The 12,899-nt window shown below is 38.8% G+C and carries 9 protein-coding genes; 4 read left to right on the plus strand and 5 right to left on the minus strand.

What is annotated here, in order from left to right:
• The first annotated feature begins 1 nt into the window (after position 1).
• The 4 genes from P278_RS14335 (at position 2) to P278_RS14350 (ending at position 4,361) form a co-directional block, all read left to right on the plus strand.
• Positions 2 to 2,332, plus strand: a complete 2,331-nt coding sequence (locus P278_RS14335) for a penicillin-binding protein 1A (RefSeq protein WP_038268411.1) — start codon at positions 2 to 4, stop codon at positions 2,330 to 2,332.
• A 14-nt stretch (positions 2,333 to 2,346) separates the two neighbouring features.
• Positions 2,347 to 2,886 (plus strand): isochorismatase family protein, encoded by a 540-nt coding sequence (locus tag P278_RS14340; protein ID WP_038268414.1) that lies wholly within the window; start codon positions 2,347 to 2,349, stop codon positions 2,884 to 2,886.
• 114 nt (positions 2,887 to 3,000) lie between these two features.
• Positions 3,001 to 3,702, plus strand: coding sequence for a CoA transferase subunit A (locus tag P278_RS14345; RefSeq protein ID WP_038268417.1), 702 nt, complete (start codon positions 3,001 to 3,003; stop codon positions 3,700 to 3,702).
• Between the two features lie 2 nt (positions 3,703 to 3,704).
• A complete protein-coding gene (locus P278_RS14350; protein WP_038268420.1) occupies positions 3,705 to 4,361 on the plus strand; it encodes a CoA transferase subunit B in 657 nt (218 codons plus the stop codon).
• A 49-nt stretch (positions 4,362 to 4,410) separates the two neighbouring features.
• On the opposite strand, the gene P278_RS14355 is transcribed toward P278_RS14350, so the two are convergent.
• From P278_RS14355 to P278_RS14375, 5 genes are all read right to left on the minus strand, one after another.
• The gene (locus P278_RS14355; RefSeq protein ID WP_038268423.1) at positions 4,411 to 6,096 is read right to left on the minus strand and encodes an ABC transporter ATP-binding protein; all 1,686 of its coding nucleotides are present in this window, start codon (positions 6,094 to 6,096) and stop codon (positions 4,411 to 4,413) included.
• Between the two features lie 67 nt (positions 6,097 to 6,163).
• The gene (locus P278_RS14360; RefSeq protein ID WP_038268427.1) at positions 6,164 to 6,907 is read right to left on the minus strand and encodes a succinate dehydrogenase/fumarate reductase iron-sulfur subunit; all 744 of its coding nucleotides are present in this window, start codon (positions 6,905 to 6,907) and stop codon (positions 6,164 to 6,166) included.
• A gap of 73 nt (positions 6,908 to 6,980) precedes the next feature.
• A complete protein-coding gene (locus P278_RS14365; protein WP_038268429.1) occupies positions 6,981 to 8,984 on the minus strand; it encodes a fumarate reductase/succinate dehydrogenase flavoprotein subunit in 2,004 nt (667 codons plus the stop codon).
• Positions 8,985 to 8,996: 12 nt separating this feature from the next.
• Positions 8,997 to 9,656: a succinate dehydrogenase cytochrome b subunit gene (locus P278_RS14370; protein WP_038268431.1), complete on the minus strand. Its 660-nt coding sequence runs from the start codon at positions 9,654 to 9,656 to the stop codon at positions 8,997 to 8,999.
• A gap of 332 nt (positions 9,657 to 9,988) precedes the next feature.
• Positions 9,989 to 12,832, minus strand: coding sequence for a sialidase family protein (locus P278_RS14375; RefSeq protein ID WP_038268433.1), 2,844 nt, complete (start codon positions 12,830 to 12,832; stop codon positions 9,989 to 9,991).
• Positions 12,833 to 12,899 lie beyond the last annotated feature (67 nt).

Here is a 12,899-nt window from a genome sequence, read left to right on the forward strand (position 1 = left end):
CATGGCAAAGAAGTCTGTTGCTAAAAAGAAAAAGGGGAATACAGGTTTCCTTAAATTTATTAAGTGGTTTTGGTTGTTGTTTGCAAGCGGTGTTGCAGCAGGAGTACTAGTGTTTTTGTTAGCATCTTGGGGAGTTTTTGGAAAACTTCCAACATTTGAAGTCTTAGAAAATCCGCAAACAGATCTTGCCTCTGAAATTGTCTCATCTGATGGTGAGACCTTGGGAAAATTTTATATTGATGCCAATAGAACACCTGTAAGTTTTAGTGAATTGCCAGACCATCTGGTGAAAGCTTTGATAGCAACAGAAGATGAACGTTATTACGACCATTCCGGGATAGATGCAAGAGGTACCTTAAGAGCTGTTGCATATATGGGAAGTAAGGGTGGTGCCAGTACCATTACACAGCAATTGGCTAAACTTTTATTTACAGAAAGGGCCTCAAGTAATATTGTAGCTAGGGTTATTCAAAAGGTTAAAGAATGGGTGATTGCAGTGCGTCTGGAAAAGCAATATACCAAAGAGGAGATTATAGCCATGTATCTCAATCAGTATGATTTCGGTTATAATGGAGACGGGATTCGCTCCGCTGCAAGAATTTATTTCGGGAAAGAACCTCAAAACCTGAGCATTCAAGAATCTGCTATGTTGGTAGGTATGCTAAAGAATTCTTCTCTTTATAATCCTTTTCGAAGAGAAAAACTGACCTTGGACAGACGAAATACAGTATTGAGTCAAATGGAGAAAAACGATTTTCTTTCAGAAGAGTTAAAAGATTCTCTCCAGCAGCTACCATTGGAAATAGACTTCCATCCGGAATCCCATAGAGAAGGGATCGCCACGTATTTTAGAGAGTACTTAAGAGATTGGTTGAAAAAATGGGCTGAAGACCCTAAAAACTTTAAACCGGATGGGGAAAAGTATAATATATATTTAGATGGACTTAAAATATACACCACCATCGATTCTAGAATGCAGGCATATGCAGAAGAAGCTGTAAACGAGCACATGCCGCGTTTGCAAGCTGAATTTTTTCATCAAAATACCCCTGATAGAAATCCAACAGCACCATTTTTAGGACTTACAAATGATGAAATTGATAACCTTTTGGAGCGCTCGATAAAGCAATCTGAACGTTGGAGACATATGAAATATGACCTGAAAAAAAATGATAAAGAAATCAGGGACTCTTTTGATAAGGAAATTGAGATGACGGTTTTTAGTTGGGAAGGTGAAATAGACACCTTAATGACACCTCTAGACTCAATTCGTTATTATAAGAAATTCCTGCGTACAGGAATGATGTCTATGGAGCCTCAGACCGGTCATGTTAAAGCATGGGTTGGAGGAATCGATTACAGGCATTTCCAGTACGATCAGGTAAAGCAAGGTTCGCGCCAGGTAGGATCCACGTTTAAACCCTTTGTTTATGCTGCAGCTATAGATCAATTACATGTGTCGCCTTGCGATTCATTACCGGATGTTCAGTTTTGTATAGAGAAAGATAAATATGGAAATCCTGAGCCGTGGTGTCCGAAAAATGCTGATGGTAAGTTTACGGGAGAAATGATGTCGTTAAAAGATGGCTTGGCAAACTCAGTAAACTCTTTAACCGCAAGATTAATGGATAAGGTTGGGCCTCAGCCTGTGGTTAATATGGTAAAAAAGCTAGGCGTTGAAGCAGAGATTTTACCAGTACCGTCTATAGGGTTAGGAACCCCGGATATTTCAGTGTATGAAATGGTAGGCGCCTATGGAACTTTTGCCAATCAGGGGGTATACGTAAAACCGGTGATGGTAACTCGTATTGAAGATAAGAACGGTACGGTGTTATACGAGTATGTGCCGGAAACTCGGGATGTAGTTAGTGATGAAGTTGCTTATACCACTGTAAAACTTATGGAAGGGGTAACTCAAGGTGGGTCAGGAACCCGTCTTAGACATAAATGGGCTAGTACAGCTGTTTATAAAGAGATCATAACGGGTTATCCATATGAATTCAACAATCCGATTGCTGGTAAAACCGGAACAACTGATAATCAAAGTGATGGTTGGTTTATGGGGATGGTGCCTAATCTTGTAACAGGTGTATGGGTAGGTGCTGAAGATCGTGCAGCTCACTTTGCTAGTATTACCTATGGTCAGGGAGCGAGTATGGCACTTCCTATTTGGGCACTATACATGAGGAAGTGTTACAATAATGAGGATCTAGGAGTTTCTAAAGAGGCTTTTCAGGAACCTGAGGAGCTTACCATTAGAGTAGATTGTGATAAACCTGTGGAGGAAGAAGATAAGCCTGTTGAAGCGGAAGAGGTTGAAATAGACTTTTAATTAAGGGTAGCACTATGAAGGCGTTGTTAATAGTCGATGTTCAAAACGATTTTTGCACTGGAGGTGTTTTAGAGGCCAAAGGAGGTGAAGAAATAACAGATGTTATTAATAATATTGCTCATAGATTTGATTTGGTCATTGCTTCTAAAGATTGGCATCCGGACCAAACGGATCATTTTTTAAAATGGCCTAAACATTGCGTTCAATTCTCTAAAGGAGCCGAGTTTCATCCATCGTTAAACACCAATAATATACAGCAGGTATTCTTAAAAGGGACAGGAATTCTTGATGATGGATATTCTGCTTTTGATGCTAGTAATGTTGATCTGGCTGCATATCTCAGGAAACAGGGAGTAGATGAACTTTATGTAGTAGGTCTGGCAACGGATTATTGTGTTAAATCTACTGCCTTGGATGCTGTGGATAACGGATTTAAAACATTTGTTTTAACAGATGCGGTCAAAGCTGTTAATGTAAATCCTGATGATGGTGAAATCGCGTTAAAAGCTATGGCGAATGCAGGTTGTATATTGTTGGATTCTTCTGTAATTTAAAGTATTAAGACCTTAGTTTACTTCATTTATTTTGTTGATAACATATTCTTGATTTTAAAAGATTAATTCTGCAATTCGTTGAAATATTCGTAATTTTCAGCTAAAATTTTACGAATGATCAAAAAGAAAGTCAGTACGGTGTCTGAAGCACTTCTAGGGGTCGATAATGGCATGACCTTTATGCTCGGAGGGTTCGGTTTATGTGGTATTCCTGAAAATACTATATCGGAGCTTGTAAAACTGGGCGTAAAAGATCTTACGTGTATCTCAAATAATGCCGGGGTCGATGACTTTGGTCTTGGTTTGCTTTTACAGAATCATCAGATAAATAAAATGATTTCTTCATATGTTGGAGAAAATGATGAATTTGAACGGCAGATGCTTAGTGGTGAACTTGATGTTGAATTAATCCCTCAGGGAACATTAGCAGAGCGTTGTAGGGCAGCTCAAGTTGGCTTACCTGCAATTTATACCCCTGCTGGTTTTGGAACTGAAGTTGCTGAAGGGAAGGAAACCAGAGAGTTCGATGGTAAGATGTATGTTTTAGAGCATGCCTTCAAAGCTGACTTTGCTTTTGTAAAGGCATGGAAGGGAGATGAAGCCGGTAATTTGATTTTCAAAGGAACTGCCAGGAATTTTAACCCGGTTATGTGTGGGGCGGCTAAAATAACGGTTGCCGAAGTCGAAGAACTTCTGCCTGTAGGGTCATTAGATCCAAATCAAATTCATATACCAGGAATATTTGTACAACGTATTTTTAAAGGTGAAAAATTCGAAAAGCGAATCGAACAGCGTACCGTTAGAAAAAGAGATTAATTATGAGTTTATCAAAAGAACAGATTGCCCAGCGAATCGCTAAAGAGGTTAAAGATGGCTACTATGTTAATCTCGGAATTGGAATTCCCACACTTGTCGCTAATTATGTTAGAGATGATATTTCGGTAGAGTTTCAAAGTGAAAATGGAGTTTTAGGAATGGGGCCCTTCCCTTTTGAAGGTGAGGAGGATGCCGATATAATTAATGCTGGTAAGCAAACGATTACAACCTTGCCAGGAGCAAGCTTTTTTGATTCTTCATTAAGTTTTGGGATGATCCGGGGGAAGCATGTTGATCTTACTATTTTAGGAGCCATGGAGGTGTCTGAGAATGGGGATATTGCCAACTGGAAAATCCCTGGCAAAATGGTTAAAGGAATGGGAGGTGCTATGGATTTGGTGGCCTCGGCGGAGAACATCATCGTCGCTATGATGCATACCAATAAGAGAGGAGATTCTAAATTGCTAAAAAGATGTAGTTTGCCTTTAACCGGAGTACAGTGCGTAAAGAAGATTGTCACTAATTTAGCAGTGATAGAGGTGACAAATAAAGGGTTTAAATTGTTAGAACGGGCACCAGGTGTTAGTGTTGATAGTATAAAGGACGCTACTGATGGTACCTTGATCATTGAAGGGGATGTGCCTGAGATGAATCTGTGAACATTAAAAAATTAAATGTATAATTTGCGGAAGCTAAAAAACGTCGATGCTAAATTCCTTTTGGAATGGCATCGATTAGTTTTTTAGTGTATGAAGATGTCGGGTTTGAGTATATTAAATCTGCGTCTCCTAATTCTTCTATTTTACCATTGTTCATGACTAATAATTGGTCCGCCATGAATTTAACCACCGCCAAATCATGAGAAATGAAGATATAGGTAAAACCAAAAGTTTCTTTTAGTTCATTCAACAAGTTCAATACCTGAGCCTGTACTGAGATATCTAATGCAGATACCGATTCGTCGCAAACGATGAGTTTTGGGTTCAGAGCAATTGTTCTTGCAATTCCTACACGTTGTCGCTGACCTCCACTAAATTCATGAGGATATCGGCTATAATGTTCTTCAGAGAGCCCGACCCGTTCTAGAATATCAATTGTTTTTTTCTTACGGTCCTTTTCGGAGGTATAAATCTTGTGCACCTTCATGGGTTCTGAAATTGCTTTTCCAATGGGGATTCTCGGATTTAATGAGGAATAGGGGTCCTGAAAAATTATCTGAACCTCTTTTCTTAGTTCTCTGAGCGCTTTTTTATTAAGCAGGGTTATGTCCTCTCCCTTATAGAGAATGGTTCCCGCAGTAGCTTTATCCAGTTGAAGAATGGTGTTTCCTAATGTTGATTTACCACAACCACTTTCTCCTACCAGGCCCAGGGTTTCACCTTCATAGAGTTTAAAGCTTACGTTGTTAACGGCTTTTAAAGCATCCTTTTTAAATAATCCTGCCTTTGAAAAATAAGTCTTTTCAATATTTATAACCTCAAGTATCGGAGGTTGCTCATAGATTTTTGCCTGTATTTCTTTTCGTTTATCTTCTGATATTATTTTTGGTTCAAAACTTCCATCCAAAAAATCTTTTATGGTAGCTAGTTTTTCAAGTCTTTTGTTTAGTGGTGGACGCGCATTAAGTAGTGCTTTCGTATAAGTGTGTTGGGGATTGGAAAAGATTTTATTGGTTGCTCCTTTCTCCACAATTTCTCCTTTATACATAACTACAATACTGTCGGCTATTTCAGAGACCAGTGATAGGTCATGAGAGATGAAAATGATACTCATGCCAGTTTCTTTCTGAAGATCTCTTAAAAGAGCTATAATTTCCTTTTGAACGGTAACATCAAGGGCAGTGGTCGGTTCATCTGCAATTAAAATTTTTGGTTTGCATGCAATGGCCATGGCAATCATAACCCGCTGTTTCTGTCCTCCACTTATTTGGTGAGGATAACTGTCAAAAATAGAGGCTGGTCTCGGAAGTTTGACTTTTTTAAAAAGAGCCAGAGTTTCTTCTTTTGCCTCTTTTGAAGTCATTGAGGAATGTTGAAAAAGTATTTCCATAACTTGAGTTCCGCATTTCAAAGAAGGATTTAAGGAACTCATGGGCTCTTGAAATATCATGCTTATTTCTTTTCCTCTGATTTTTCGAAAGTCTTTATGGGCTATGGAAGTTAATTCTTTGTCTTCAAATCGGATGTATCCTGATTCCAATTTTGAAATTTTCTTGGGTAAAAGCCCCATTATGGCAAGTGAACTTACAGACTTTCCGCTTCCGGATTCTCCAACGATTCCTAAAATTTCATTCGTTTTGAGGCTGTAGGAAATATTTCTAACAACGGTCTGGTGTCTTTTTTCTGTGGAAAAAGCAATGGAGAGCTGGTCTATTTCTAATAAGTTGTTTTGCATTGTCTAAAAATAAAAAATCCCGAACAATTTATGTTCGGGATCGTATAAAGACTTTAAAAAATATTAATTACTTTGTAGAAGCTTTTAGATATTCTCTGTTCATTCTTGCAATATTCTCTAAAGAAATACCTTTAGGGCATTCTATTTCACAGGCTCCTGTATTCGTACAGTTTCCAAATCCTTCAAGATCCATTTGACGAACCATGTTCATTACGCGATCCGTAGCTTCAACTTGTCCTTGTGGTAATAAGGCAAATTGAGAAACTTTTGCAGATGTAAATAACATGGCACTGGCATTTTTACAGGCTGCTACGCAAGCACCACACCCAATACAGGTTGCTGCGTCAAATGACTTATCAGCATCGTGTTTGTTTACCGGAATTGAGTTTGCATCTATGGTGTTACCTGAGGTGTTTACCGAAATAAACCCACCAGCTTGTTGAATACGGTCAAAAGAACTTCGATCTACAATTAAATCTTTAATTACAGGAAAGGCGTTCGCTCTGAAGGGTTCTATAAAAATAGTGTCACCATCCTTGAACATACGCATGTGTAATTGACAAGTCGTAACTCCGCGATCCGGACCGTGTGGCTCACCATTTATCTGTAATGAACAAGTTCCGCATATACCCTCTCTACAGTCATGATCAAACTCAACGGGCTCTTCCCCTTTTGAGATTAATTGTTCATTTAAAACGTCTAACATTTCAAGAAAAGACATATCCGGAGATACCTCGCTGATAGGATAATCAACGATCTTTCCTTGAGTGTTTGCGTCTTTTTGACGCCATATTTTTAATGTAAGATTCATAATATTTAGATTTTAGTATTGAGTATTGAGTTTTGAGCAGTTAGTCTAACATCCCATGTCTCAATACTGATATCTATTTATAACTTCTTGTTTTTAATTCGATGTTCTTATACTCTAAGTCCTCCTTGTGAAGTACTGCATCACTTGGTTCGCCTTTATACTCCCATGCGGCTACATACTTAAAGTTCTCATCGTCACGCAAGGCTTCACCTTCTTCCGTTTGATATTCTTCACGGAAGTGTCCACCGCATGATTCATTTCGGTGTAGGGCATCCTTGGCGAATAATTCACCTAATTCCAGAAAGTCAGCAACACGCATTGCTTTTTCTAACTCAGCATTTTTACTGTCAGCACTTCCTGTAACGCGAACATTTTTGTAAAAATCTTCACGTAGTTCTTTGATTTCTTTAATAGCTTCCTTAAGTCCTTGTTCGTTCCTTGCCATTCCACATTTATTCCACATGATTTTACCAAGTTTTTTGTGGTAATGATCAACAGAATTGGAACCATTATTGTTTATTAGAGCGTCAATTTGACCTTGAACATTCTTTTCAGCTTCCTCAAATTCAGGAGTCTCAGTAGATATTTTACCTGTTCTGATATCTTGCGATAAATAATCTCCTATAGTATAGGGAAGTACAAAATAACCATCGGCTAATCCTTGCATTAGCGCTGAAGCTCCTAGACGGTTAGCTCCGTGGTCAGAGAAATTGGCTTCACCAATGGCATAACATCCCTCGATAGAAGTCATTAAATTATAATCAACCCAAATACCACCCATTGTATAGTGAACGGCAGGGTAAATTTTCATTGGCGTTTTATATGGATTCTCATCAACGATCTTCTCATACATCTGGAAAAGGTTTCCGTATTTATTTTCAACAACCTCTTCCCCAAGTTTACGAACCTCTGCATCGCTTGGATTGTGATTACCGTGAATAGCGGCTTGTTCTCTACCGTAGCGCATAATAGCAGATTCAAAATCTAAAAATACGGCCTCACCGGTAGCATTAACACCAAACCCGGCATCACATCTTTCTTTTGCTGCTCTTGAAGCAACATCTCGAGGTACCAGGTTACCGAATGAAGGATATCTTCTTTCCAGGTAATAATCTCTGTCTTCTTCCGCCAATTCAGTAGGTTTTAGTCTTCCTTCACGAATTGCAATCGCATCTTCCTTTTTCTTTGGCACCCATATACGGCCATCGTTACGAAGTGATTCAGACATCAATGTTAGTTTTGATTGATGATCACCTGAAACTGGAATACAAGTCGGGTGGATTTGCGTGAAGCATGGATTGGCAAAATACGCACCTTTCTTATGGATCTTCCATGAAGCTGTCACGTTACTTCCCATTGCGTTTGTTGAAAGAAAGAATACGTTCCCATATCCTCCTGAAGCAATGACAACCGCATGCGCAGCGTGTCTTTCAATTTCACCTGTAACCATATTTCTTGCAATGATTCCACGTGCTTTACCATCTACAACTACGATGTCGAGCATCTCATGACGGTTAAAAGACTCAATTTTACCTCGGTTGATTTGACGGTTCATAGCCGCATAAGCACCCAATAAAAGCTGTTGTCCTGTTTGACCCTTAGCATAGAACGTTCGCGATACTAAAACACCACCGAAAGAGCGATTATCCAATAACCCACCATATTCACGAGCAAAAGGAACTCCTTGCGCCACACATTGGTCGATAATGTTTGCAGAAACCTCTGCTAATCGATAAACATTCGCCTCGCGAGCGCGGTAATCACCACCTTTAACGGTGTCGTAAAACAAACGATAGGTGGAATCACCATCGCCTTGATAATTTTTAGCAGCGTTGATACCTCCCTGGGCTGCAATCGAGTGTGCACGACGAGGTGAGTCTTGATAGCAGAAAGTCTTTACATTATATCCAAGTTCTGCTAATGTAGCTGCAGCCGATCCTCCGGCAAGACCAGTACCAACTACGATAACATCTATGTTTCGTTTGTTGGCTGGATTTACCAGGTTTATATTGTTCTTGTGATTTGTCCACTTATCGCCTATTGGCCCCTGTGGTATTTTTGATTCTAATGTTGCCATTTGAATTGATCTTTAATGGTTAAAATGATGGAAAAGAGCAATGAAAATAAACCCAAGAGGGATCAAGATTGCGAAGTATTTCCCGAAAGCCTTTAATGCCGGTGTGTATTTGCCATTACATCCTACAGATTGAAAAGATGACTGAAATCCATGCAAAAGGTGTAGAGATAACAAGGCAAAAGACACAACATAAGCGCCAACTCTTAATGGGCTTTCAAACTTATGAACTAGCTCACCATAATAACGGGTTGGGTCTTCAGGGTTGAACTGAATGTACTTATAGTTCATTTCAGGAATCCAGAAGTCAATGAAGTGTAACACAAGAAAAGCTAAGATCACAAGGCCGCTGTATATCATATTCCTTGACATCCATGACGAATTTGCGCCACCATTATAGCTAACATACTTGATTTTACGAGCACTTTTATTTTTAGCTTCTAAAATAAAGCCCATTACAAAGTGAAAAACAACGGCAAAAATCAGTACAGGTTGCATGACAGCCTGAATTAGAATATTTGTGCCCATAAAATGAGAAAGCTCATTAAATAGATTTTCACTGATAACAGATGTGAAATTTATTAAAAAGTGTTGTAAAAGGAAGATTAATAAGAATATAGCAGAAAGAGCCATTGCGACTTTTCTCGCTATTGATGAATTTAAAATTCCGCTCATTAGTAGATGATTTTTATTGATGAACAAAAATACTGTACAGGCAATTCATTAACAAACTTTAGATTCTAATTTGAGCGCAATTTAGAATGAGTTTAAAATAAATTGAAATTTAACAAAGAATGGCAGCTAAAACGATTGAAATTTAACAATAAACGGGAGGAATACTATTAACAATGGGGAAATAACCCCTGTTTTAAAATGTACTGAATGGTTATATTTGAGATAACCAATTAAAACCCTACATAGATATTTGTAAGTTAATTTAAGTTAGTTTTAAAAAAGCGTTGGTTTTCAGTATTTAGGTGGCTTGATCAAGCCACCTAAATTTTTAATTACTTTACAGTGAATTGTTTTTCTTTGGTTCCTGCAATTATTTTATATGTCCCTTTAGGTAGGTAGTATTTGCCATTCGCTGCCTTTTTCAGGTTGGCGTTTTTATTCTTTTTGGCATATGCCTTTCTCCCATTATCCGAAAAAGTGAGATCAAATTTCTTATAATTTAACCCTTGGTCTGCATCCAGAGCTAACGAGTTTACAACGATGTTGTTTGTGGTTACTACATTGGCTTTTAATTGTTTAGAGCTAGACACATAAAAAGGAATGGTAATGTGTGGCTCATAGGTTTCAGACCACTGGTTCCACTTGTTACCCCAACGAGTAGAATGTCTAATATCATTAATATCAAAAAGAATAACCTCTTGTGTCATGGAATTTCCCGTTAATTGCTGTAATTGAGCAATGTCAGCAATGTAGATACTCCTTCCATGAGTCCCAACAACGAGGTCCTTAGCTTCGGGCTGAATGACAAGGTCGTGCACTGCTACCATAGGAAGGTTTTTACCGAATGCCTCCCACGAATTACCGCTGTTTAATGAAACAAACAAACCATTATCGGTTCCAAGGTATAACAGATCTTGATTCGTTGGGTCTTCTCTAATCACATTCACTGGAGAAATTGGAAGATTCGAACTGATGTCTTTCCAGTTTTTTCCATAGTCGTCACTCATGTAAACATAAGTATTAAAATCGTCCCAGCGATAACCGTTTAAAGTGACATAAACTCTTTCTTTCTTGTGAGAGGAGGCAATAACCCTTGATACCCATAAATCCTTTGGCAGGTTTGAGGAGATAACTTCCCAGCTGGCACCGGCGTTCTTGGTTACATGTATCATTCCATCGTCACTTCCTGTGTAAATCAGACCAAATTCAAAAGGAGATTCTGAAATGGTTGTGAGTGTTCCATAGGCTACATTACCTGGTTTTCCCCCATTTGTTAAATCTTCTGATATCGCAGTCCAATCATTGCCCTGATTCATGGAGCGCATTAGCTTATTACCTCCTAAATACAAAATGTCCTGATTGTGCGGAGAGAGCAGTATTGGGGTTTGCCAGTTGAATCGATAAGGGCTTTCGCCAAGTTCATGTTTTGGTTGTATATAAACTCTCTTGTTTTTTTCTTGATCTATTCTGTAGTAATTTCCAAACTGATAACCCGTATAAATAATGTTATGATTTCTGTTGTCAATCTGTACTTGCATTCCGTCACCGCCCATTAATTCCTTCCAGGGGTAGCTACCATACTGTTTCCAGCTTTGATCTTGTCGAGCGTTATGAGGTGCGGTCCATACCCCATTGTCCTGTAATCCTCCGTATATATTGTAAGGCTTTTGATGGTCGATATTAACTGCATAAAACTGACCTACTGCAGGAGTGTTATTTTTAATCCAGTGTTCGCCGTCATCATAGGAAATGTTAACGCCACCATCATTTCCATTGATTAAGTGTCCTGACTTATTCGGGTTGATCCATAATGCCTGATGATCAGCATGTACGTTTTCCTTGCTGATGATTTTCCAGTTTTTACCACCATCATCGGATTTAACGAGTGGAACTCCGCCTATATAAAGTTTATTGGCATTGCTTGGGTCGACCCTGATTTCTCCAAAATAATAACCATAGCTATAGAATAATCCATCGATGTACTCTTCATGTGTTTTATGCCAGGATTTTCCACCATCAGTGCTTTTATATACCTCAGCGCCTTTTACTGGTGTGTCAAAAAGTAAAGCGTTGGCGTCTTCTAGATACTTGGCCAAATCATTTGGTTTTACAGTTCCGGTGCTAACTAGTTGTTTTACATTTTGAGCGCGGTATTTTTCGTGAAACCCATTCGTTTTTAAGAACTCATTTAGCTTTTTATTGTCAAGCTTCATAAACTCTTCCGTCGGCATGGATTTAAAGTCGTCTTTGGTGAGTTTATCTGAACTGTCGGAAGTATCGTCTTTTTTCTCTCTGTGAAATTGACTGTCGTGGACAGCAAATAAGGTGTTGTCGTCATATACGGCCAATCCGATTCTTCCAACACCCTCTCCTGTAGGAAATCCACTGTTTTTAGAAGTAATTAATGACCAGCTATCTCCACCATCGGTACTTTTGTAGATTCCGGAATTGTCACCACTACCTGTAAAATTCCATGCTTTACGGTCTCTTTCCCATGCAGCAGCATACATGACATTAAAATTATCAGGAGAATGTACTAAGTCTATTATACCTGTTTCGTCATTAATATAGAGCGTTTTCTTCCAGGTTAATCCTCCATCCGAAGTTTTATAAACACCTCTTTCGCTGTTTTTTGAATATAAATGTCCTGTAACCCCGATTATAACCTCATTAGGATTTGTTGGATTTATGATAATTCTCCCGATATGATGGGAGTCATTGAGTCCCACATTTTTCCATGTTTTTCCCTGGTCAGTCGTTTTTAAAACTCCAATACCTGCATATGAAGAGCGAGAGGAATTGTTTTCTCCGGTTCCTACCCAAATGGTGCCATTTTTCCAGTCAACTGCTATGTCACCGATATTTTGAGTTGGAGCTTGGTCCATTATGGAAGTGAAGCTTGTCCCGTTATTATTAGTGTGCCATACACCGCCGGAAGCGTAGCCAACATAAAACTCCGTAGGGTCATTGGGGTTAACATCCAAATCCACTACCCGTCCACTCATAATAGTGGGTCCGATACTGGTGAAAGGAAGGTTTTTGACTATTGATTTTTCACGCATGTTTTCATGGTCTGAAACGCTTTTCTCAACAAGATCTGGAGCGGTGGGGGGTTGTTGTGCCTGAATAAGGTTGAAGGCTGATATAATACCAGCTAGGAGTATATGTTTTTTCATATTAATGATTGTTTTACTAGCGGATGAAAATAGAGATTGTTAAAATAACCTCAAAAAGATTAAAAGA

The organism is Zhouia amylolytica AD3, from assembly GCF_000511935.2.
In the GTDB taxonomy this organism is placed as follows: Bacteria; Bacteroidota; Bacteroidia; order Flavobacteriales; family Flavobacteriaceae; genus Zhouia; species Zhouia amylolytica.